Annotated in this window: 19 protein-coding genes; 9 read left to right on the forward strand and 10 right to left on the reverse strand. The window is 73.9% G+C overall.

The genetic code is table 11. The annotated features are described in order from the left end of the window. Positions 1-183: 183 nt before the first annotated feature. Both IG05_RS48030 and IG05_RS0131565 read left to right on the forward strand, forming a co-directional pair. A complete protein-coding gene (locus IG05_RS48030; protein ID WP_158839056.1) occupies positions 184-348 on the forward strand; it encodes a hypothetical protein in 165 nt (54 codons plus the stop codon). Positions 349-379: 31 nt separating this feature from the next. Then, entirely contained in the window at positions 380-1144 is a 765-nt protein-coding gene (locus IG05_RS0131565; protein ID WP_030347462.1) for a DUF4239 domain-containing protein, read from the forward strand. A 129-nt stretch (positions 1145-1273) separates the two neighbouring features. On the opposite strand, the gene IG05_RS0131570 is transcribed toward IG05_RS0131565, so the two are convergent. Further along, the gene (locus IG05_RS0131570; RefSeq protein WP_030347463.1) at positions 1274-2173 is read right to left on the reverse strand and encodes a hypothetical protein; all 900 of its coding nucleotides are present in this window, start codon (positions 2171-2173) and stop codon (positions 1274-1276) included. A 332-nt stretch (positions 2174-2505) separates the two neighbouring features. Here IG05_RS0131570 and IG05_RS0131575 point away from each other — a divergent pair, with 332 nt between their 5' ends. Further along, positions 2506-3177: a class F sortase gene (locus tag IG05_RS0131575; RefSeq protein WP_030347464.1), complete on the forward strand. Its 672-nt coding sequence runs from the start codon at positions 2506-2508 to the stop codon at positions 3175-3177. Between the two features lie 39 nt (positions 3178-3216). Here IG05_RS0131575 and IG05_RS0131580 read toward each other — a convergent pair whose 3' ends face one another. Both IG05_RS0131580 and lysX read right to left on the reverse strand, forming a co-directional pair. After that, a complete protein-coding gene (locus tag IG05_RS0131580) occupies positions 3217-4050 on the reverse strand; it encodes a polysaccharide deacetylase family protein (protein ID WP_030347465.1) in 834 nt (277 codons plus the stop codon). Positions 4051-4184: 134 nt separating this feature from the next. Beyond that, on the reverse strand, positions 4185-7463 hold the full coding sequence (lysX, locus tag IG05_RS0131585) for a bifunctional lysylphosphatidylglycerol synthetase/lysine--tRNA ligase LysX (RefSeq protein ID WP_030347466.1): 3279 nt from the start codon (positions 7461-7463) through the stop codon (positions 4185-4187). Between the two features lie 98 nt (positions 7464-7561). Between lysX and IG05_RS0131590 the strand changes: the two genes are divergently transcribed. Together IG05_RS0131590 and IG05_RS0131595 are read left to right on the forward strand one after the other, a co-directional pair. Beyond that, positions 7562-8038: a universal stress protein gene (locus IG05_RS0131590; protein WP_030347467.1), complete on the forward strand. Its 477-nt coding sequence runs from the start codon at positions 7562-7564 to the stop codon at positions 8036-8038. 116 nt (positions 8039-8154) lie between these two features. Then, entirely contained in the window at positions 8155-9585 is a 1431-nt protein-coding gene (locus tag IG05_RS0131595) for an amino acid permease (RefSeq protein WP_030347468.1), read from the forward strand. On the opposite strand, the gene IG05_RS0131600 is transcribed toward IG05_RS0131595, so the two are convergent. After that, entirely contained in the window at positions 9586-10737 is a 1152-nt protein-coding gene (locus tag IG05_RS0131600; protein ID WP_030347469.1) for a CapA family protein, read from the reverse strand. A gap of 217 nt (positions 10738-10954) precedes the next feature. Here IG05_RS0131600 and IG05_RS0131605 point away from each other — a divergent pair, with 217 nt between their 5' ends. The 3 genes from IG05_RS0131605 (at position 10955) to IG05_RS0131615 (ending at position 12964) form a co-directional block, all read left to right on the forward strand. Then, positions 10955-11503 carry a sigma-70 family RNA polymerase sigma factor gene (locus IG05_RS0131605; RefSeq protein ID WP_030347470.1) on the forward strand — a complete coding sequence of 183 codons (549 nt, stop codon included), beginning with the start codon at positions 10955-10957 and terminating at the stop codon, positions 11501-11503. A gap of 140 nt (positions 11504-11643) precedes the next feature. Next, on the forward strand, positions 11644-12156 hold the full coding sequence (locus IG05_RS0131610) for a hypothetical protein (RefSeq protein WP_030347471.1): 513 nt from the start codon (positions 11644-11646) through the stop codon (positions 12154-12156). Positions 12157-12307: 151 nt separating this feature from the next. Beyond that, a complete protein-coding gene (locus IG05_RS0131615; protein ID WP_030347472.1) occupies positions 12308-12964 on the forward strand; it encodes a zf-HC2 domain-containing protein in 657 nt (218 codons plus the stop codon). Between the two features lie 51 nt (positions 12965-13015). Here IG05_RS0131615 and IG05_RS0131620 read toward each other — a convergent pair whose 3' ends face one another. The 3 genes from IG05_RS0131620 to IG05_RS42655 all read right to left on the reverse strand — a co-directional run bounded on the left by IG05_RS0131620 (position 13016) and on the right by IG05_RS42655 (position 17220). Next, positions 13016-13879 carry an Fpg/Nei family DNA glycosylase gene (locus tag IG05_RS0131620; protein ID WP_030347473.1) on the reverse strand — a complete coding sequence of 288 codons (864 nt, stop codon included), beginning with the start codon at positions 13877-13879 and terminating at the stop codon, positions 13016-13018. A gap of 55 nt (positions 13880-13934) precedes the next feature. After that, on the reverse strand, positions 13935-16001 hold the full coding sequence (locus tag IG05_RS0131625) for a SpoIIE family protein phosphatase (RefSeq protein WP_030347474.1): 2067 nt from the start codon (positions 15999-16001) through the stop codon (positions 13935-13937). A 61-nt stretch (positions 16002-16062) separates the two neighbouring features. Beyond that, a complete protein-coding gene (locus IG05_RS42655; protein ID WP_078894627.1) occupies positions 16063-17220 on the reverse strand; it encodes a DUF6777 domain-containing protein in 1158 nt (385 codons plus the stop codon). Positions 17221-17346: 126 nt separating this feature from the next. Between IG05_RS42655 and IG05_RS0131635 the strand changes: the two genes are divergently transcribed. Further along, positions 17347-18768 carry a lipase maturation factor family protein gene (locus IG05_RS0131635; RefSeq protein WP_030347476.1) on the forward strand — a complete coding sequence of 474 codons (1422 nt, stop codon included), beginning with the start codon at positions 17347-17349 and terminating at the stop codon, positions 18766-18768. Between the two features lie 19 nt (positions 18769-18787). On the opposite strand, the gene IG05_RS0131640 is transcribed toward IG05_RS0131635, so the two are convergent. The 3 genes from IG05_RS0131640 to IG05_RS0131650 form a co-directional block, all read right to left on the reverse strand. Further along, positions 18788-19762: an aldo/keto reductase gene (locus IG05_RS0131640; RefSeq protein ID WP_030347477.1), complete on the reverse strand. Its 975-nt coding sequence runs from the start codon at positions 19760-19762 to the stop codon at positions 18788-18790. Then, complete coding sequence (locus tag IG05_RS50710) at positions 19759-19926, reverse strand: hypothetical protein (RefSeq protein WP_420707644.1); 168 nt, start codon at positions 19924-19926, stop codon at positions 19759-19761. Before IG05_RS50710 ends, IG05_RS0131640 begins: the two co-directional genes overlap by 4 nt. Positions 19927-20115: 189 nt before the next feature. After that, entirely contained in the window at positions 20116-20583 is a 468-nt protein-coding gene (locus IG05_RS0131650; RefSeq protein WP_051790458.1) for a DUF4231 domain-containing protein, read from the reverse strand. Positions 20584-20659: the final 76 nt, after the last annotated feature.

Consider the following 20659-nt stretch of genomic DNA (forward strand, 5'->3'; position numbering starts at 1 on the left):
ACGCCCACCCCCGAGCCGACGCCGACCCCCACACCGACGCCGAAGCCGAAGCCGACACCCAAGCCGACGCCGACGCCCCGGCCGCCCAGGCCCGCTCCGGCACCCCCGGCTCCCTCCGCGCCCCGGCCGACGCCACCGCCCGCCCCACCGCCGGCGCCCGAGCCGGCCCCCACGCCGAAGCCGGTGCCCAAGCCCGTGCCGCGGCCCTCCGTGACCCCGGTGAGCTACCCGGCGTACCACCCGCACGCCGTCAGCCACCACACCCGCGGTCACACCTCGCCCGTCACCTACGTCCTGCTCATCACCATCCCCGCGATCGTCGCCGTCGCGGCGCTGCGCCCGCGCTGACGCGCCGGCCGCTCACTTCTGGAGGCACCAGTTGTCGGATTGGCTTGTTCTCGTCCTCGCGATGCTGGGGGCCTGCGGCGTGGTGGTCGTCATCACGCTGCTACGGCACCGGACGGCCGCCGAGGACGAGGATCCGAGCGAGACCCCGGACGTCATCGAGTACATGACGATGTGGATCGGCGTCATCTACGCCATCGTGCTGGGGCTGGCCATCGCGGGCGTCTGGGAGGCCCGCAACTCCGCCCAGGACTACGTGCAGACCGAGGCCCAGGCGCTGCACGAGATCTCGGAGCGGGTCCGGGTCTACCCGCCCGACATCCGCGACCGCGTCCGCGCCGACGTGGACGCCTACGTGGGCTACGTCGTGCACACCGAGTGGCGCGCGATGGCGGACAAGGAGCAGGTCACGGACCGCGGCGCCGAACTGCTGCAGACGGTGCGGGCGGACGTCACCGACTACCGGCCGCGCGACGACTTCGAGGCGCAGGCCTACCAGCCCCTCCTGGACCAGCTGGCCACCGCCGACCAGGCGCGCAACGCGCGGGCCGACGCCACCGGGGCCACCATGCCCCCGGTGGTGTGGTGGGGTCTGCTGGCCGGGGCGCTGATCACCATCGCCATGGTGTTCGCGCTCCAGATCCGGCGCACCCGGCGCGAGTTGGTGCTGGCCGGACTGTTCTCCGCGACCATCGCCTTCATGCTGTTCCTCATCTGGGACTTCGACGCGCCCTACAGCCGCGGCATCGCGGTCACCGCGGAGCCGTTCCTCAGCCTGTTCCCGGGCGCCGGCGGGTAGCCCCGGCCGGCACGGCGGCCACGACAGGCCTTCGCCCCCGCTTCCGCGAGGAACCGGGGCGAAGGCCTGTCGACGTGCGTGGGTCGGGGACGGGGGCGGATCCGGTGGCCTCGGCGGCGCACCGGGAACTCAGACGCGCTTCTCGTGCCGACGGCGCACCCAGAAGGCGCCCCCGCCGATCACGGCCGAGGCCACCAGGCCACCGCCGATGGCCATGTCGGTGGGCGTCGCGCCGCCGGTGCGGCTGCCACCGAACCCGCCGTTGACACCGCCGATCACCGTGAAGGCGTCCCGGCGGGTGATGGTGCGGCCGTCGCAGCGGACGGTCACGTCGTAGCGGCCGCGGCGGGCTTCGCGGTCGACGGTGGCGACACCCCGCGCGGTGTCGTCGCGGAACGACTCCAGCCGGGTGACACCGAAGGCGTCGGAGCTGGCCGTGCCGCTGCGGCAGCCGTTCACGATGATGGTGACGCGGCCGCCGGCGGGCACGATGTCGGGCGTGACGAAGATGTCGCGGGAGTTGCCGAAGCCCTCCCCGCGGTCCCCTTCCCCGCCGCGTCCGTCGCCGCGTCCGTCACCGCGCCCGAAGTCGTCCCCGCGGTCCCCGCGCCCGTTGTTGCCGCCCTCACCGCCACGGCCGTTGTTGCCGCCCTCACCGCCACGGCCGTTGTTGCCCCCCTCGCCCCCGCGGCCGTTGCCGAAGCCCCCGCGGCCGTTCCCGTTGAAGTTCCCGTTCCCGTTCCCGTTGAAGTTGCCGTTGCCGTTGAAGTTGCCGTTGCCGTTGCCGTTGCCGTTGAAGTTCCCGTTCCCGTTGAAGTGGCCGTTGCCGCCCACGTTGCCGGTGCCGGGGATGACGCCGCCCCCGCTGAAGGTGCCGATGTTGCCGGTACCGGGCACGATGACGGTGGTGTTGTCGCTGCTGCTCGGACCGCCCCCGTTGCCCATGCCGTCCGCGACAGCCACGGGGGCGGCGAGCCCGAGCACGGCGACCGTGGTGCACGCCGCCGCCAGGGCACGTTGGTTGCGCATGTAATCCTCCGCGGGAGGTCACCGGGTCCCGTCCCCGGTGGATCGGCGAGAAATCACCTCCCGTACAGACCCTGGGACGCGCGGAACACGCCCGCATGTCGAGAATGGTCCGTCCTGGTGATCCGACACGCCGTCGGACAACCACACAATCCGATATCGCCGCAGGTCACGGACCGTCAGAAAATTCCTGGGAACGGCAACTCGGATGGCTCACCGAGCGTGCGGGCGGCCACCCGTTCGCCGATCGCCCCGTCGCCCGTCGTCCGTGCGGGACTTAGCGTTTTCCCATGCGCGACGGGCGTGGCGGCGACCGTGTCGAGAGGGGATGGCGAATGTCTGCGTCCAAGCTGGCCGAGCTGGCCGAAGAGGAGGAGCGGCGGAGGAAGCGCGCCCCCTGGGGCGTGATAGCGCTTGTTCTGCTGACCGGTCTGGCCCTGATCCGCAACGGTTCCGGGGAGTTCGACGTCGGCCCGCCGCAGCCCGCCTCGGCGGCGGCCCCGGACAGCCGCGCCACGCTGGGCACCTTCGCGCCGGCGCCCACCGCCCTGCCGTTCTCCCCGGTGCAGCGGGTCCGCATCCCGGCGATCCGGGTGGACGCGCCCGTCGTGCAGGTCGGGCTGGACGCGGACGGCTGGGTCGCCGCGCCGCCGCCGGAGAACCCCGGCGTGGCCGGCTGGTTCACCGGCGCGGTGTCGCCGGGCGAGAAGGGCACCGCGGTCATCGTCGGCCACGTCGACAACAAGCAGGGCCCCGCCGTGTTCTACGGCCTCGGGGCACTGACGAAGGGGAACCAGGTCGAGGTCCTGCGCCAGGACGGGCGGACCGCGGTGTTCGAGATCTACGGCGTCGAGGTCTTCGCGAAGAACAACTTCCCCGGCGACCGCGTGTACGGCTCGAAGGGGACACCGGAGCTCCGGGTCATCACCTGCGGCGGCGGTTTCTCGAAGCAGAACGGCTACGAGGGGAACGTCGTCGTCTTCGCCCGCCTGGCCGCGGTGACGTGAACCGCCGCGGCCCGGCGGGACGGTGGGGTCCGGGGACCGTCAGGCGCGCCGGGGCGGCACGGTGAGGCGGTACCCGGAGTCGATCAGGTAGGGCAGCCACTCCCGGATCGCCCGGACGGTCTGCGTACGGTCGCCACCGGCGTCGTGGGAGAGCACCACGACCCCGGGGGCGGCGCCGCTCTCCACCCGGTCGACGATGGTGTCGGTGCCGGGCTCCATCCAGTCGGTGGTGTCCACGGTCCAGGCCATCGGCTCCATGCCCATCTGGGCGCCCAGCTGGAACGCGGCGCGGTTCCAGGCGCCGTAGGGTGCGCGGAACCACTGCGGGCGCTCCCCGTAGGCGTCCTCGATGGCGTCGCTGGTGCTCTCCATCTCGGCGCGGATCTCATGGCGGTCCAGTTCGGTGAGCAGCGGGTGCGTCCAGGTGTGATTGCCGACCACGTGGCCCTCGTCGGCCATCCGGGCCAGCAGCTCCCGGTTCTCCACGACGCACTCGCCGCACACGAAGAACATCGCCCGTACGCGGTACTTGGCGAGGGTGTCCAGGATGTGCGGGGTGTACTCCGGGTTCGGGCCGTCGTCGAACGTCAGCACCATGTGCCGGCCGCGTCCGGAGACCTGCAGGATGGGTTCGTCACGCACCTTCAGCCTGCGGGGCGCGGCGCGCGGCGGGCCGTATCCGGTGAGCGGCTGGAGCCGGAAGGCGGAGGGCTTGAGCGCCTGGCGGGCCTGCGGGCCGGCGACGGGGGCCGCCGCGGTCCGGGCGGTCTCCTCGCCGCCCGCCACGACGACCCCGGCGGTGCCGGCCGCTCCCAGAGCCGCGACGCCGGCGAGGAGCATCCGGCGCCGCGTGAACAACTGATCCTTCTTCATGATTCATCAGTCGCCCGACACCGCTCCGGCGCACTCCGACGGCACCGGTGCGGCGGCGGAATGCACCCGGACAGCGCAGTGGCCGCACGTCCCCGGAACACCTGTCCGGGCGCGGTCCCTTCGGCGCACGCGCGTCAGCGGCGGCGCACGAGCGGGAACGGGAGCGTCTCGCGGATCGTCAGACCGGTGAGGAACATGACGATCCGGTCCACGCCGAGGCCGAGGCCGCCGGTGGGGGGCATGGCGTAGGCGAGGGCCTGGAGGAAGTCCTCGTCCAGTTCCATGGCCTCCGGGTCGCCGCCGGCGGCCAGCAGCGACTGCTCGGTGAGCCGCCGGCGCTGTTCGACGGGGTCGGTCAGCTCCGAGTAGGCGGTGCCGAGTTCGGTGCCGAAGGCGACGAGGTCCCAGCGTTCGGCGAGCCGCGGGTCGGTGCGGTGCTGCCGGGTCAGCGGGGAGACGTCGGTCGGGAAGTCCTTGTAGAAGACGGGCGGTCCGGTCCGGTGCTCGACCAGCCGCTCGTACATCTCCAGCACCACGTCGCCGGGTCCGTCGTCGGCGGTGTACGGCACCCGGGCGCGGTCGCACAGCCGGTGCAGCCGCAGCAGTTCGGTGCCGGGGCCGATCTCCTCCCCGACCGCTTCGGAGATCGCCCCGTACACGGTCCTGACCGGCCAGGTTCCGGAGATGTCGTACTCCGTGCCGTCCTTGCGGACCACCGGGGAGCCGAGGGCGGCGGTCGCCGCGGCCTGGATCAGTTCGCGGGCGAGGTCGAGCATGACGTCGTAGTCGGCGTGGGCCTGGTAGGCCTCCAGCATGGTGAACTCGGGGTTGTGCTGGTGGGAGACGCCCTCGTTGCGGAAGGTGCGGCCCAGTTCGAAGACCTTCTCCAGGCCGCCGACGCACAGCCGCTTCAGGTACAGCTCGGGGGCGATGCGCAGGTACAGGTCGAGGTCGTAGGCGTTGATGTGGGTGGTGAAGGGGCGGGCGTTGGCACCGCCGTGGATCTGCTGGAGCACCGGGGTCTCGACCTCCAGGTAGCCGCGGTCCAGCAGGCCCTGGCGCAGGGCCTGCACGGCGGCGGAGCGGGCGCGGACGACGGCGCGGGCGTCGGGGCTGGTGATCAGGTCCAGGTGGCGGCGGCGGACCTTGGCCTCGGGGTCGGTCAGGCCGCGGCGCTTGTCGGGCAGCGGGTGCAGGCATTTGCCGGTGAGCTGCCAGGAGGTGCCGAAGACGGTGGGCTCGCCCCGGTCGGACCGGCCGGCGCGGCCGGTGACGGTGATGAGGTCGCCGATGTCGGTGTCGGCGGTGAAGCGGTCGAGGGCCGGTCCGCAGCCGTCGCGGGTGAGGGCGATCTGGTGGTCGCCGGACCAGTCGCGCAGCACGGCGAAGACGATGCCGCCGAAGTCGCGGACCAGCAGAACGCGTCCGGCGACGGTGACGTCCGCGCCCGGCGGGACGTCGGCGAGGGCGTGGGTCGGTGCGGGGACGCCGACCGGGTAGGGGTCGGTGCCGGCGGCGCGCAGCCGGTCGAGGGTGTGGTGCCGGACGCGGACCTGGTCGGGCAGGCCCGCGTCCGGGGCGGCGGGCCCGGCCTGGTCCCCTCCGTCGAGGCCGAGCGCCTGCGCGGACGGCGGGACCACCGCTCGGGCGGACCGCCGTCCGGTGCCCGGGTGCCCCTTTCCCCAGAGTTTGCGCATGCTGGGTACGGAGACGAAGCCCTCGGCGATGGCGGAGGCGAGGCCGATGCGGGCGAGGGCGGCGGTGTCGCCGTAGCAGAGGAAGCGCGGGTACCACTCGGGGCGGTACTTGGCGTTGGAGCGGTACAGCGCCTCCAGCTGCCACCAGCGGGAGAAGAACAGCAGCAGCCGGCGCCAGAGCCGCAGGACCGGTCCGGCGCCGATGCGGGCGCCCTCCTCGAAGACCGACCGGAAGGCCGCGAAGTTCAGCGAGACGCGGCGGACGCCCAGTTTCGGCGCGGCGGCGCACAGTTCGGCGACCATGAACTCCATGACGCCGTTGGGGGCGGCCCGGTCACGGCGCATCAGGTCCAGGGAGACCCCGTCGCGGCCCCAGGGCACGAAGGACAGCAGGGCGAGCAGCCGGCCGTCCTCGCCGAGGGCCTCCACGAGCAGGCAGTCGCCGTCGGCGGGGTCGCCGAGCCGGTCCAGGGCCATGGAGAAGCCGCGCTCGGTCTCGGTGTCCCGCCAGGCGTCGGCCTTGCCGACGATCTCCTCCATCTCGCGTTCGGTGAGGCTCGCGTGGCGGCGGATGCGGCAGACGGCTCCGGTACGGCGGACCCGGTGCACGGCCTGCCGGGTGACGCGCATCTCGCGGCCCCGCAGGTCGAAGGAGGCCACGTGCACGATGGCCTCGTCGCCGAGCTGGAGGGCGCCCAGGCCCGCGCGGGCGCAGGCTCGGGCGCCGGCCTCGGAGGCGCCGATCACGGCGGGCGCCCAGGCGTGCCGGCGGGCGAGGTCCAGCCAGGCGCCGATGGCGTGCGGCCAGGCCTCCGGGTCGCCCACGGGGCCCCCGCCGGCCAGGCAGACGCCGGCCTCGACGCGGTAGGTGACGGCCGCCTTGCCGCTGGGTGAGAAGACGACGGCCTTGTCGCGCCGGGTGGCGAAGTAGCCGAGGGAGTCCCGGTCGCCGTACGCCGTCAGCAGGGCGCGGATGCGGGCCTCCTCGTCGCCGTGCAGGGCGGCCTCCAGGCGCTGCGAGCGGAACAGCGCGGCGGCGGCGTTGAGCAGGGCGAGGGCGCCGAACAGGCCGAGGAGGAAGGTGATCTCGCGTGGCGGGCGGCCGGCGAAGGAGCCGGCCGAGACCAGTCCGCCGCACACCCGGTCGGCCGCCCAGGCCAGGTGCTGGCCCGCCGGGAGCGTGCCCGGGAAGAGCAGCACCAGGCCCCAGCCGAGCAGGATCGCCACGGCCAGCCCGGCCAGCAGCACGGCCAGCGCCCGCCACACGGCACCGCGGCGGGAGGCGGCGTAGAACTCACGGCGGGCCAGGACGAGCAGGAGCAGCAGCAGCGCGCACAGCACCAGGGACGGCAGTGAGGCGGCGTACAGGCCGGCGGCCGCGCCGAGCGCGTCGGTGAGGACGAGCAGGCCGAGGTAGACCACGACCAGCCACCAGGCGACCTTCTTGCGGGCGGCGGTGGCGCCGGCCAGCAGGAACAGGAAGACGGCGTAGGCGAGGTTGGCGCTGACGGGGACCAGGAGCAGGTCGAGGGTGCGGGCGACCGGGCGGAGCGGGCCGCGCAGCGGGGGGACGACCGCGAGCAGGGCGCACAGCAGGCCGAGCGCGGCGAAGAGGGTCGCGAAGGCCTCCGGGACCCAGCCGAGGCGCCCGCCGGCGGGCGGACGCGCCGGGGCCGTGGCGTCCCTGCCGGCGGCGGGCTCCGCGGTGGCGGTCATGGTTCCGACTCTAGGAAGGGGCGCTGCGGCTCGCCCGTCGAGCGGTCCGGGCAGCCGCCGCTTCTTCGGGAACGGTCGGTTCCGATAGCCTCACGGCCGTGACGGAACAGCACGAGCAGCACTCCCCCGCACACCGGTTCGAGCGGGGCACGGACGGTCCGAAGGTCATCGTGGCCGGGGTGGACGGCTCCGACTCCTCGATGCGGGCGGCCGCGTACGCGGCCGGTCTCGCCCGGCGCCAGCACGCGCTGCTGGCGGTGGTGTACGTGCAGCCGGTGCTCGCCGCCGGGGCGGCGCTCGGGGCGCCGGTGGCGGAGACCACCGACGAGATCGCCGAGGACCTGGTCGCGCAGATCAGGGAGGGTGCCGAGCGGCTCAAGGGGATATTCGAGGTGCGCTGGGAGTTCCACACCTTCCGCGGCGACCCGTACAACGGGCTGGTGAAGGCGGCGGACGAGCTGAAGGCGGACGCGGTCGTGGTGGGCGCCTCGGAGCAGGCCGGCCACCGGATCATCGGCTCGGTGGCGGTCCGCCTGGTCAAGACGGGCCGCTGGCCGGTGACGGTCGTACCGTAGGAAGCCACGGTCACGGGCGCCGGCCGGCCGCCATGCGTGGCGTCTTCCCTGCCGGCCCGTGCTGAGCCATCATGATCCGCCGTCAGCCGTTTGCCGTCGGCGAAGAGGTGAGGCGTATGGCCAAGCTCCGTGCGGGTGAGGGGATTCTCCGCCGCAAACCCATCGAGCACATCGAGGAGACCGAGGTCGGCGAGGGCACCCGGCTGGACAAGTCACTGGGGCTCTGGCAGCTGACCGCCATCGGTGTCGGCGGCATCATCGGCGCGGGCATCTTCACGCTGGCCGGCACGGTGGCGAACGGCACGGCGGGGCCCGCGGTGCTGGTGTCCTTCCTGATCGCCGGTGTCGCGAGCGCCTGTGCCGCGCTGTCGTACGCCGAGTTCGCCGGGATGATCCCGAAGGCGGGCTCGGCCTACACCTACGGGTACGCGGTGCTCGGCGAGTTCGCCGGCTGGTTCATCGGCTGGGACCTGCTGCTGGAGTACACCGCGATCGTGGCCGTGGTGGCCATCGGCATCTCCGGCTACTTCGGCTTCCTGGTCGAGGCGATGGGCGCGCACCTGCCCGCCTGGATGCTGGGGGCGCCCGGCACCGGCTCCGGGCACCGGGTCGACCTGTTCGCGGTCGTGCTGTGCCTGCTGATCGCGTGGCTGCTGACCCAGGGGATCCGCAGCGCGGCCCGCTTCGAGACGTCCGTGGTCGCGCTGAAGGTGCTGGTGGTGCTGCTGGTGATCGGCGTGGGCGTGTTCCACATCGATGCGGGCAACTACACCCCGTTCTTCCCGTTCGGCATCAGCGGGGCGTTCACGGGCGCCGCGACGGTGTTCTTCGCGGTGTTCGGCTACGACGCGATGTCGACGGCGGCCGAGGAGTCGAAGGACGCCCAGCGGCACATGCCGAAGGCGATCATCTACTCGCTGATCATCTCCATGGTGCTGTACGTGGCGGCGTGCCTGGTGCTGACCGGCATGCAGAACTACAAGGACATCGACAAGGAGAGCGGCTTCGCGACGGCGTTCAAGTCGGTGGGCCTGGGCGCGCTGGCGGACGTGATCGCGGTCGGCGCGATCATCGGCATCCTCACCGTGATGTTCACGTTCATGCTGGGCGTGACCCGGGTGTGGTTCTCGATGTCCCGGGACGGGCTGCTGCCCCGGTGGTTCGCCAAGACGCACCCGACGCGGCACGTGCCCACCCGTGTGACCTGGATCGTCGGGGTGGCCTCGGCCGCCATCGCCGGGTTCGTGCCGATCGGCGAGGCGGCCGAGCTGACGAACATCGGCATCCTGCTGGCGTTCGTGGTGGTGTGCACGGCGGTGATCGTGCTGCGCTACCGGCAGCCGGAGCTGCCGCGTTCCTTCCGGACGCCGGGGATGCCGGTGGTGCCGGCGCTGGGGGTGCTCTTCTCGATCTGGCTGATCACGTTCCTGCAGTGGCAGACGTGGGTGCGGTTCGCGGTGTGGTTCGTGATCGGCTGCGTGATCTACTTCGGCTACTCCTACCGGCGCTCGGTGCTGGCCACCGGGCAGCGCGCCGGCCGGCGCTGATCACTCCGCCATGACCAGGCCGTCCTGGGCGGCCCCCCGGCTGAGGACGACGTCCTTGATGCGGTCGCGCACCGCTTCCAGCTCGGCGCCCTGGGCGATGGCGTGGTTGAGGTCGAGGACGCGGCCGGCGTCGAGGTCGTACAGCTGCGGGACGAACTCGGCCTTGGTGACCCGCCAGGGCCCGCCCGGCCGGGCGGGCGGGGCGAAGGTGAAGCGGCCGAGGGTGGACTCGTTGCCGCGCGGGTCCTGGGCGCCGTCGCCGTTGTACATCTCGCCGGCGATCTGGTCGCCCATCCCGTAGACCACCCAGGTGCCGTTGACCTTCTCGTACGCCTGCGGGACGTGGGCGTGGGTGCCGAGGATCAGGTCGATGTCCGGGTGGCCGTCGGTGGCCGAGGCGGTGAGCCGCTGGGCGAGGGAGAGCTGGAGGCGGTCGGGCTGGTCCTGCCACTCGGTGCCCCAGTGCACGGAGAGCACGACCACGTCCGCGCCGCCCCGCCGGGCGGCGCGGGCGTCGGCGATCATCCGGTCGGCGTCGATGAGGTTCACCGCCCAGGGCTGTCCGGGCGGCATCGCGTTGCCGTTGGTGCCGAAGGTGTACGACAGGTGGGCGACCTTGGCGGAACCCGCCCGCAGGATCGTGACCGACCGGGCCTCGGTCTCGGTACGGGCGGTCCCGGAGTGCCGCAGACCGGCCTTGTCCATGGCGTCGAGGGTGCGCCGGATGCCGGCGGCGCCGTCGTCCAGGGCGTGGTTGGAGGCGGTGGAGCAGCCGTCGTAGCCGGTCGCGGCGAGGCCCGCGGCGACCTGCGGCGGGGACTTGAAGACGGGGTAGCCGGCGTAGTCGCCGTCGGCGCCGTAGACGGTCTCCATGTGACACAGCGCCAGATCGGCGCCGGAGACCACCGGTGCGACGCCGGCCAGCATGGGGCGGAAGTCGTGGCCGTTGCCGCCCGCGTCGTAGGCGGCCCGTTCGATGACGGAGGTGTGCGGCAGCACGTCGCCGGAGGCGACGAGGGTGAAGCCGGCGGGCGCGGCGGGCGCCGCGCGTCCCTGGGCACCGGTCTCCTCCCGGTGCTGGTTCTGGCAGGCCGCCCCGGCCGCGAGGACGGCGGTCAGGGCCAGAGCCACCTGCTGTCTGCGTCCGATCATCTCTTCACCCCAAGATTGTCGTATATACCGACGAACCCGTGACGGGCATATGGGTATGAATCTGATGTGCCGGATAAACAGCCCGGCTGGTGTCATTAGCCCATCCGGTGTCCCGGCACACCTCTCGGCCGACCGTTCGCCGACGCGATCGACCGCCCGTCGCACAACCGGGCCCGCCCCCTGTCCGCCGGGCCGCACCCTGCGCTGCGATACGGCCATGACGGCCGGAACCTCACTCACCCACGGGACGACGACCGCCGGGCACGAGCTGGCCGCGCTCCAGCGCGAGCACGGCGGCCCCCTGTTCGCCCTGCTGTTCAGGCTCTGCGACGGCGACCGGCAGCGCGCCGAGGACCTCGTGCAGGAGACCCTGGTGCGCGCCTGGCAGCATCCCGAGGCGCTGCACGCCGACGGCTTCGACTCGGTGCGGCCCTGGCTGCTCACCGTGGCCCGGCGGCTGGCCATCGACGCCCGGCGGGCCCGGCAGGCACGGCCGCCCGAGATCGGCGACGAGATCCCCGAGACCGCCCGGGTGACCGCCGACCACGCCGAACGGGCCGCGGCGATGCTGGACGTCCGGGAGGCTGTGAAGACACTCACGCCCGAGCACCGTGACGTCCTGGTACTCGTGTACTTCCTCGGGGCCAGTGTTGCGGAAGCGGCGCAGACCCTGGGCATTCCACCCGGTACGGTGAAATCCCGCGCGTACTACGCACTGCGCGCCCTACGCCGGGTCCTTCCGGGTTATACGGCCGACCTGCGGTGAAACCGGAGGCATGGTCAAACCTCGGTAAAGCGCCTTGCTGTGGCACCCGTTCGGGCAATGGGCTGTCCTCATCCGCGTTCCGGTCGGGGGCGGCCCCGGGTTTCGGGTGACGCGCACGTACCGGAGGAAGGCAGGAAGGGATGCTGCACAGAGGGCACGAGAGCACGGACGGCACCGGCGGCGGTGAACTGGCCGTACCCATGGCCTGGTTGTACGCCGAGTACATCGCCGACGAGCTGCTGCGCACCGGCGATCTGATGCCACCGACGTCCTTCGAGTTCCGGGCCGGCCGGGACGCGCTGGCACTGACCGTCTTCCTGTCCGACACCGACGGGGAGCTGTCCGGCATCCGGGTGATCTCCCAGCTGGAGAACTGGCTGTCGCTGACCGCCTACGACCAGCCGTGGCGGGACTGGGTGCGGGAGCGCATGGCCGAGCTGACCCGGCGGGCGGCCGGCTCGGAGGCCCCCGACCCCGACCTGGCGCTGGCGGCCGACGCCTGGCGCTGGCTGGAGGAGACCGAGCTGCTCGCCCCGGACCTGGACGCGGTGCCGGGCGGCGGGGTGTCCGGGGAGGACGACGGACCGAAGGTGTGGACACCGGCCTGGCGGCTGGGGCTGCCTCTCGGACACCTGGCGATCCACCTCTTCTGAACCTTCCGGAATTCACACCAATCCGCGGGCCGGGCCGCTCCGAATCTCTTGTCCGCGATTCTGTGCGCGGCTTGAGTGATTCGGCGGCCGGCTGCGTACGGGTGGGAGCAAGGAGTAACCCCACCCGCACCCATCGGCACGAGGATTCGGCATGAGGTCCCTGGAAAGGCATCGCGACGTCGGCGCGTACGCGCTCGGCGTGCTGGACGAGGCGGAGGCCTTCCGCTTCGAGGACCACCTCATGGAGTGCCCCCGCTGCGCGGCACACGTGACCGAATTCGGGTCCACGACCCGGCAGTTGATGCTGTACCGCCGGGCCACGCCACGCTTCGTGCACCCCATGGCACAGCCCGGCCCCCGGCTGCTGGACCGGCTGCTCGGCGAGCTGGCGCTCCGGCACCGGGCGCGGCGCCGCCGGCTGCTGTACGGACTGGCCGCCTCCGTGGTGCTGGCGGTGGCCGGCCCGGGCATCGTGGCCTTCTCCGGCCACCCGGAGCCGGCCGCGTCGCAGGTCACGGCGGCGACCGATCCGCGGACCGGGGTGTGGGCGCAGGTCACCTCCGCGGACCAGGACTGGGGCAGCGACCTGCGCCTGGAGGTCAGGGACGGCTCGGGGACGCACGCCTGCCGGCTGATCGCGGTCGGCCGCGACGGCAGCGAACAGGTGGTCGCCGGCTGGACCAACCCCGGCGACGGCAGCCGGGTCACCACCACGATGGGCGCGGCGGCCCTGCACCCGGACCAGATCGAGCGCTACGAGGTCCGCACGGCGGAGGGAAAGCGCCTGGTCACGGTCGAGGCACGGTGACGGTGCCCGGACCCGGCCGGCCGCCCGCACCGGGCCCGGCACGGCCCGCGTTCACTTCAGCAGGCGGGACAGCCGGCGGTCGGCCAGCGGCTTGCCGCCCGTCTGGCAGGTCGGGCAGTACTGGAGCGAGGAGTCGCTGAAGGAGACCTCGCGAATGGTGTCGCCGCACACCGGGCAGGGCTCGCCGGTACGGCCGTGGACGCGCAGACCGCTCTTCTTCTCCGACTTCAGCCGGCCGGCCGCCACGCCCCGGGAGCGCTCGACCGCCTCGGTGAGCGTCTCGCGCAGCGCCGTGTACAGCCGGTGGGTCTCCTGCGGGGTGAGGGACGCGGCCAGCTTGAACGGGGACATCTTCGCGGCGTGCAGGATCTCGTCGCTGTAGGCGTTGCCGACGCCCGCGATCAGCGACTGGTCGCGCAGGGCGCCCTTCAGCTGCCGCCGTTCGTCACGGAGCAGGGCGGCGAAGCGGTCCTCGTCGAAGTCGGCGGCGAGCGGGTCCGGGCCGAGGCGGGCGATGCCCGGCACCTGACCCGGGTCGCCGACGACGTACACGGCCAGCCGCTTCTGGGTGCCTGCCTCGGTGAGGTCGAAGCCCTCGCCGGTCTCCAGCGCCACGCGCAGCGCCAGCGGACCCTTGCCGGGCTTCGGCGGGCCGTCCGGCAGCCGGTCCTTCCAGTGCAGCCAGCCCGCGCGGGCCAGATGGACCACGAGGTGCAGCCCGCCGTCCGTCTCCATGTCCAGGAACTTGCCGTACCGGCGCACGGCGGTCACCGCGCCGCCCTCCACGGCGTCGACGGGCGGGTCGTACGTCTTCAGGACGCTGACGGCGACCGGCAGCACCCGCACCACCCGGCGGCCGACCAGGTGCTCGGCGAGGAAGTCCGTCAGCGCTTCTACCTCGGGCAGTTCCGGCATACGTCCAGGGTGCCATCCGGAACCGGGGACGCCCCGCGGGCCGCCCGGCCGTGCCTCACGGCAGCCGGAACTCGCACCACACCGCCTTGCCGCCGCCCCGCGCCTCCACGCCCCAGCTGTCGGCGAGCCGGTCCACGAGGAGCAGGCCGCGGCCGGACACCCGGCTCTCGCCGGCGTCCCGGCGCCGGGGCAGCGCGCTGGAGGAGTCCTCGACCTCGATGCGCACCCGGCGTCCGCCGCCGGACAGGGCCCGCAGGGTGACGATCGCGGAGCCCTCGGTGTGCATCAGCGCGTTGGTGATCAGCTCGTCGGCGGCCAGCTCGATCTCGTAGGCGCGCTCGTGGGCGCCCCAGGCACGGACCGCGGCGCGGATCATGTGCCGGGCCTGGACGAGGGCCTCCGGGTCGCCCGGGGCCACGTGCCGGCGGAGCCGACCGCCGGCGGGGGCCGTCCCGGGGACGCAGCGGCGCAGCAGGAGCAGGGCCACGTCGTCGTCGCCGCCCTGCTCCTCGGACAGCTGGATCAGCCGGTCGGCGAGGTCGCGCACCTCGTCCGGGCCGTCCGCGACGAGGGCGGCGAGGCGGCGCATGCCGTCGTCGAGATCGGTGCCGGGCTGTTCGACGAGCCCGTCGGTGCACAACAGCAGGGTGTGCCCCGGATCGAGTTCGAGGGTGGCGACCGGATACTCCAGCCGGCCGAACTCGGCGGACAGGCCGAGCGGCAGCCCGCCCTCGACGGTGATCCGGGCGCAGCTGCCGTCGCTGTGCCGGACGAGCGGGTCGATGTGCCCGGCGCGGACCACCTGGACGACCCCGGTGGACAGGTCGGCCTCGGCGTACAGGCAGGTGGCGAAGCGGTCGGTGTCGAGTTCGTGCAGGAAGGCGGAGGCGCGGGCCATCACGGTGGCCGGGGTGTGGCCCTCGGCGGCGTAGGCACGCAGCACGATGCGCAGCTGGCCCATGACGGCCGCCGCGTGCGTGTCGTGGCCCTGGACGTCGCCGATGACCGCGCCGACCCGGCCGCCGGGCAGTGGGATCAGGTCGTACCAGTCGCCGCCGATGTCCCGGCCCAGGGCCGCCGAGCGGTAGCGGACCGCGATGTCGGCGCCGCGGACGCTGGGGATGCTGCGGGGCAGCATGGCCTGCTGGAGGCCCTGGGCGAGGTCCTTCTCCTGTTCGTAGAGCATGGCCCGCATGAGGCTCTGCGCGATGCTGCTGCCGAGGGCGACCAGGACGGCGCGCTCCTCGGCGGAGAAGCCGCGCCGGTCGTCGTAGAGCAGCCCCATCGCGCCGATCGGGCGGGCCTGGGCGATCAGGGGCAGATAGGCGGCCGAGGTGATGCGCAGGTCCGTGAGGTGCGGCCAGAGGATCGGGTAGTCGGCGGCGAACTCCTCGGGGGACTCGATGAACCGGGGGCTGAGGGTGCGGACGACCTCGCTCATCGGGTACGGCTCGTCGATCCGGGTGATGCGGGTGCCGGGGACGGAGGCGCCGGCGGGTCCCTCGGCCACCAGCCGGATCCGGCCCGCCTCCACCAGGCCCATCACCAGGCTGGCCGCGCCCAGGTGGCGGACTCCGTGGGTGTCCTTGAGGACGTCGATGACGTCCTGGACGCTGCGGGCGTGGGCGAGGGCGGCGGAGATGACCTGGACGACGCTGGTCTGCTGCCGGAAGGCCTCGTCCTGGGCGGCTCGCAGGCTGCGGGCGGCGCTGTCGGCGAGTTCCTGGGTGGCGTCGCGGACGATGCCGACGACCCGGCGCGGGCGGCCGGTCTCGTCGCGCCGGATGTAGCCCTGGGTGTGGGTCCAGCGCATGCTGCCGTCGCGGCAGCGGATGCGGAAGTAGGTGCCGTAGTTCTCGCTGCCGTCCTTGATCGCGCGGGCGACGACCGCGTCCAGCCGGGCGGCCTCCGGCGGCGGCACCCGTACGGCGAGGGTTTCCGGGCGCTCGTCGTACTCCTCGGGCCGCAGGTCGAACACCTCGAAGGCCTGAGCATCCATGTGGAAGAGACCGGCGTCCAGATCCCAGTCGAAACTGCCCATGCGGTTGAGCGCGAGGACCGGGGCCGGATGTGCGGGCCAGTCCTCCGGGAGGGACAGGGCGCTCGCTCCCCGATCGGCCATGGGGCCCACACTGCCAGTATCCGGCCGATTCTTCGACTTGATCGGCGGCCTGACCGGGGGTTCAGGCGCCGGACCGGCCGACGGGACCGCCGGGGGCGGTGCCGGTCGTGCCGGGGGTGGCGGGGCCGGAGACGGCGGCGGACGGGTGGGCGCCGGCGCCGGCGGGCACGTCCTGGGCCCGGGGCGGGCCGGTGCCGCCGGAGGCGCCGGGCGAGGGGGCGAGGGAGAGGGCGGGACGGGAGGCGGGGGGCGGCGGGCCGGTCGCGGTGGCGGCCGGGTCCGGGCGGCCGGTGGGACGGTCCGGTGGCGCGGGGGCGGAGGGCGACGGCGGACTGCCGCCGGGGTCCGGGGAGGCGGGTGGGCCGCTGCCGTCGGGGCCGGGCGGCTCGGTGACCGCCGCTCCGGCGTCCGGCCGGCCGGGGTCGGCCGGATTGGTGGTGGCCCCCGGGGGCGCGGGCACGACCCGGTCGCGGCGGACGTCGGGGCCGACCCGGCGCTCGATCCAGGTGCGGGTCGCGGTGTCGACGATCGTGAGGCTGGTGACGGTGCGGGACGCCGGGGTCACCACGACCACCTGGTTCGGCCGGTAGCCGGCCCACGGGGTGCCGCGGGCACCGGCGCCGCCGCGGGTCGGCGCGGGTTCGTCGAGCGGGTTGCCGCAGGCGCAGCGCACCCGGGGCACGCCCCGGTTGTCGACGAGGACGGCGGTGCCCGCCTGGAGCACGGCCTGGTAGCGGGAGGCCGTGCGGGCGCGGTAGGCGTGGCTGGTGACGCGGGTGTCGGCGCCGAGGACCACCGGGGTCAGGCCGCGCAGGTAGTCCGGGAGCGCCGCCCGGGTGACGCCGGCCACCCCGGCGAAGGCGTCGGCCCGGGCCTCGTCCGCCGTCAGCCGGCGGATGTGCCGCTCGACGTCGCAGCCGGCCACGCGCGGGGAGCCCCGGTACAGCCCGGGTGTCGCGCCGGACAGCGTGCGCGCCGCGCGCAGCGGCGCCTCGACGTCGCCGCGCTGGACCCGGGGGGTGGCCGTGGGGGACCCGGGCCTCGGGGCGCCGGTGTCGGTGGACTCGGTGAAGGGCCCGGGCCCCCGCTCGGTGGCGGTCTGCAGAAGGACCAGCTCCCCCGCCGTGGTCTGCTTGACGCCGGTGCCCGCGCAGCCCGCGGCCAGGAGCATCACGAGGCACGCGCAGGCCGTGACGATGGATCGGGTGGGTATCCGCACCGCACACTCCGCATCACTGTGGGTGATTACGTCCTATTGTTGGCATTGCCCGGCTTTGCCTGGCAACTCGGGAACCGTCGTGACGAGCAAGGCGCCGGTGTCCCCGCTCAGGAGGCGCGCACAGCCGTGGACTGGTTCACCGCACCCGACTACTGGCTGAGCCGGCTGGTCCTCCAGCGGACCCTGGCCGCCCTGTACCTGGTCGCGTTCCTGACGGCGGCCCTGCAGTTCCGGGCCCTGCTGGGCGAGCGCGGGATGCTGCCGGTCCCCCGCTTCACCGCCCGGGTGCGGTTCCGGCGCGCCCCCAGCGTGTTCCACCTGCACTACTCCGACCGCTTCTTCGCGGCCTGCGCCTGGACGGGCTGCGCGGTGGCGGCGGCGCTGCTGGCCGGTGCGGACTCCGCGCTGCCGCTGTGGGCGGGGATCCTGCTGTGGCTGGTGCCGTGGGGGCTGTACCTGTCGATCGTCAACGTGGGCCAGACGTGGTACGCGTTCGGCTGGGAGTCGTTGCTGCTGGAGACGGGGTTCCTGGCCGCGTTCCTCGGCAACGACGAGGTGGCGCCGCCGGTGGTCGTGCTGGTCCTGCTGCGCTGGATCCTGTTCCGGGTGGAGTTCGGCGCCGGGCTGATCAAGCTGCGCGGTGACGCCTGCTGGCGGAAGCTGACCTGCCTGGACTACCACCACGAGACGCAGCCGATGCCGGGCCCGCTCAGCTGGTTCTTCCACCATCTGCCGAAGCCGCTGCACCGGGTGGAGGTGGCCGCCAACCACGTCACCCAGCTGGTCGTGCCGGTCCTGCTGTTCACCCCGCAGCCGATCGCCTCGGCCGCCGCCGCCCTGATGATCGTCACCCAGCTGTGGCTGGTGCTCTCCGGCAACTTCTCCTGGCTGAACTGGATCACCATCGTGCTGGCCCTGTCCGCGCTGCGGCTGCCGTCGACGGCGCCGTCCGTGCCGGCGGCGCCGCTGTGGTACGAGGTGCTGGTGCTCGCGGTCGCCGCGCTGCTGCTCTTCCTCAGCCACCGCCCGGTGGCGAACATGGTCTCCCGCCGCCAGGTGATGAACCGCTCCTTCGACCCGCTGCACCTGGTGAACACCTACGGCGCGTTCGGCAGCGTCAGCCGGGTGCGCTACGAGGTGGTGGTCGAGGGCACGCTGGACGACACCCCGCGCCCGGACTCCGACTGGCGGGAGTACGCGTTCAAGGGCAAGCCCGGCGATCCCCGGCGCTGGCCGCGCCAGTTCGCCCCCTACCACCTGCGACTGGACTGGCTGATGTGGTTCGCGGCGCTGTCGCCCGGTTACGCCGGGGAGTGGTTCGGCGCCCTGGTGGAACGCCTGCTGGAGAACGACCCGGACACGCTGAGGCTGCTGCGCCGCTCCCCGTTCCCGCCGGACACCCCGCCCCGCCATGTCCGGGCCCGGCTGTTCCGCTACCGGTACACGAGCTGGCGGGAGCTGCGGCAGACGGGGGCGTGCTGGGAGCGGACGTTCGTGCGGGAGTACCTGCCGCCGACGCGGCTGGCGAGGGTGACTCGGAGGCCGTAGCCCCGGGCCGCCGCGCCGGTCACGGCGGCCCCCCGCTGACGGGCTCCAGCAGGCCGGTCGCGCGCAGTTCCCGCCAGAAGGCGTCCGGGACGGGTGCCGCGAACCCGTCGGCGCAGTCGTGGACCTCGGCGGCGCTGCGGGCACCGGCCAGGACGCTCGCCACGGCCGGGTGTCCGGCGCAGAAGGCCAGGGCGGCGGCGCGCAGGGTGGTGCCGTGCCGGTCCGCCACCTCCTTGAGCCGCAGCGCGCGCTCCAGCACCTCCCGTGGCGCGCTCCTGTAGTCGTACGTCGCCTGGGGCGTCGGGTGGGCGAGCAGACCGGAGTTGAAGGCGCCGCCGATGACGACGGACACCCCGCGGCGGGCCGCCTCGGGCAGCAGTGCGGTCGCCGCGCTCCGGTCGAGGAGGGTGTAGCGGCCGGCGCAGAGCACCACGTCGACGTCGGTGTCGCGGACGAACCGGGTGAGCATCTCCGTCTGGTTCATGCCCGCGCCGATCGCGCCGACCACGCCCTGCGCGCGGAGTTCCTCCAGCGCCGGGTAGCCCTCCCGGAAGGCCTGTTCGGCGTGGTCGTCGGGGTCGTGGAGGTAGACGACGTCGGCGCGGTCGAGACCGAGGCGCTCCAGGCTCGCCTCCAGGGTGCGGCGGACGCCGTCGGCGGTGAAGTCCCAGACGCGGCGGTGGGCGGCGGGTACGGCGAAGCCGTGGGCCAGGTCGTCGCCGGTGCCGTCGGCCGGGTCCAGGCGGCGGCCGACCTTGGTGGAGACGGTGTAGGCGGCGCGGTCGTACCCGCGCAGGGCCTGGCCGAGCCGGCGTTCGGACAGGCCGAGGCCGTAGTGCGGGGCGGTGTCGAAGTAGCGGATGCCGCGCTGCCAGGCGGCGTGGACCGCCGCGTGCGCCTGCTCCTCGTCCACCGGGGTGTAGAGGTTGCCGAGGGCGGCGGCGCCGAAGCCCAGCGCGGTGACCTCGACGCCGCTGCGGCCCAGGGCGGTCACCGGTATGCCGCCGGCCGCAGCCGCAGGCCCCGCATGCGGCCGCCGACGGCGAGGGCGGTGCCGGTGGCGGCGCCGGAGAGCGGGCCGGCCAGGCGGGCGAGGGTCCGGCCGGTGCCGGACGCTCCACCGGTGACCTGGGCCCTCAGGCCCGTGAAGTCGCTCATGCGGGCTGTCCTTTCCGGGGGTCGGGGCCGGCGGCCCGGTAGGTGCCGCCGGCGAAGGCGCAGCGCGCGATCGCTCCCGGGCGCGGGGCGGCGCGGCAGCCGGGTGCCGGGGACGGCCGGGCGGTCGGGCATCGGCAGGTGCTGGAGGCCGGCCCCGCCCGCGAGCGGACGGACGGGCACCTCCCGCGGTCAGGTTCCCGCCACCGGCGGCGGCGCCTCCGGGCGCCCGCTCTGCGCCTCGGACCAGGAGCGCAGTTCGTTCGCGCCGACCTCCTCGACCACCGTCTGCAGGGCCTGCCGCGCCGCCGCGTCCCGTTCGGGCTCCGGCAGGAGCAGGTAGCGGTCGAGTGCCCGGCGCAGCGACTCCCGCGCCTGCGCGGCCAGCACCCAGCGCGAGCCGGCGCCGTACAGCTGGCGTATGCCGGTGCAGAAGACGGCACCGCCCGCGATCAGCGCGGTCAGCCAGGCGGGGGCGTGCAGACCGGCGGCGACGACGGTCACCGACGTCGTGAGGAGGGCGCCGAGCTCGGTGGCGTGGTGCAGCCGCCTGGCGCGGTCGGAGGCCCGCGCGTAGAACGACAGGTCCCTCCGGGCGAGGGCCAGCAGAGGATCCGGCTCCGCGGCCCAGGAGTTGTCGGGCACCCTTCTTCGTCGCATCGGCACATCATCGTCGCTGTGTCCGGGCCGGGGAAAGCCCGGGCGGCGGGCGGGGGCGGGTCGCGCCGGGCCCCCT

Source organism: Streptomyces sp. NRRL S-1022 (genome assembly GCF_000720135.1).
Lineage (GTDB): Bacteria > Actinomycetota > Actinomycetes > Streptomycetales > Streptomycetaceae > Streptomyces.

Coding starts and splice junctions, on each gene's coding strand:
- lysX (WP_030347466.1), bottom strand. CDS start 7,463: ATGACCGCCACCGCGGAGCCCGCCGCCGGCAGGGACGCCACGGCCCCG.
- IG05_RS0131600 (WP_030347469.1), bottom strand. CDS start 10,737: ATGATCGGACGCAGACAGCAGGTGGCTCTGGCCCTGACCGCCGTCCTC.
- IG05_RS0131580 (WP_030347465.1), bottom strand. CDS start 4,050: ATGAAGAAGGATCAGTTGTTCACGCGGCGCCGGATGCTCCTCGCCGGC.
- IG05_RS0131570 (WP_030347463.1), bottom strand. CDS start 2,173: ATGCGCAACCAACGTGCCCTGGCGGCGGCGTGCACCACGGTCGCCGTG.
- IG05_RS0131625 (WP_030347474.1), bottom strand. CDS start 16,001: ATGGCCGATCGGGGAGCGAGCGCCCTGTCCCTCCCGGAGGACTGGCCC.
- IG05_RS50710 (WP_420707644.1), bottom strand. CDS start 19,926: ATGAGCGACTTCACGGGCCTGAGGGCCCAGGTCACCGGTGGAGCGTCC.
- IG05_RS0131620 (WP_030347473.1), bottom strand. CDS start 13,879: ATGCCGGAACTGCCCGAGGTAGAAGCGCTGACGGACTTCCTCGCCGAG.
- IG05_RS0131610 (WP_030347471.1), top strand. CDS start 11,644: ATGCTGCACAGAGGGCACGAGAGCACGGACGGCACCGGCGGCGGTGAA.
- IG05_RS0131650 (WP_051790458.1), bottom strand. CDS start 20,583: ATGCGACGAAGAAGGGTGCCCGACAACTCCTGGGCCGCGGAGCCGGAT.
- IG05_RS0131605 (WP_030347470.1), top strand. CDS start 10,955: ATGACGGCCGGAACCTCACTCACCCACGGGACGACGACCGCCGGGCAC.
- IG05_RS0131575 (WP_030347464.1), top strand. CDS start 2,506: ATGTCTGCGTCCAAGCTGGCCGAGCTGGCCGAAGAGGAGGAGCGGCGG.
- IG05_RS0131595 (WP_030347468.1), top strand. CDS start 8,155: ATGGCCAAGCTCCGTGCGGGTGAGGGGATTCTCCGCCGCAAACCCATC.
- IG05_RS0131615 (WP_030347472.1), top strand. CDS start 12,308: ATGAGGTCCCTGGAAAGGCATCGCGACGTCGGCGCGTACGCGCTCGGC.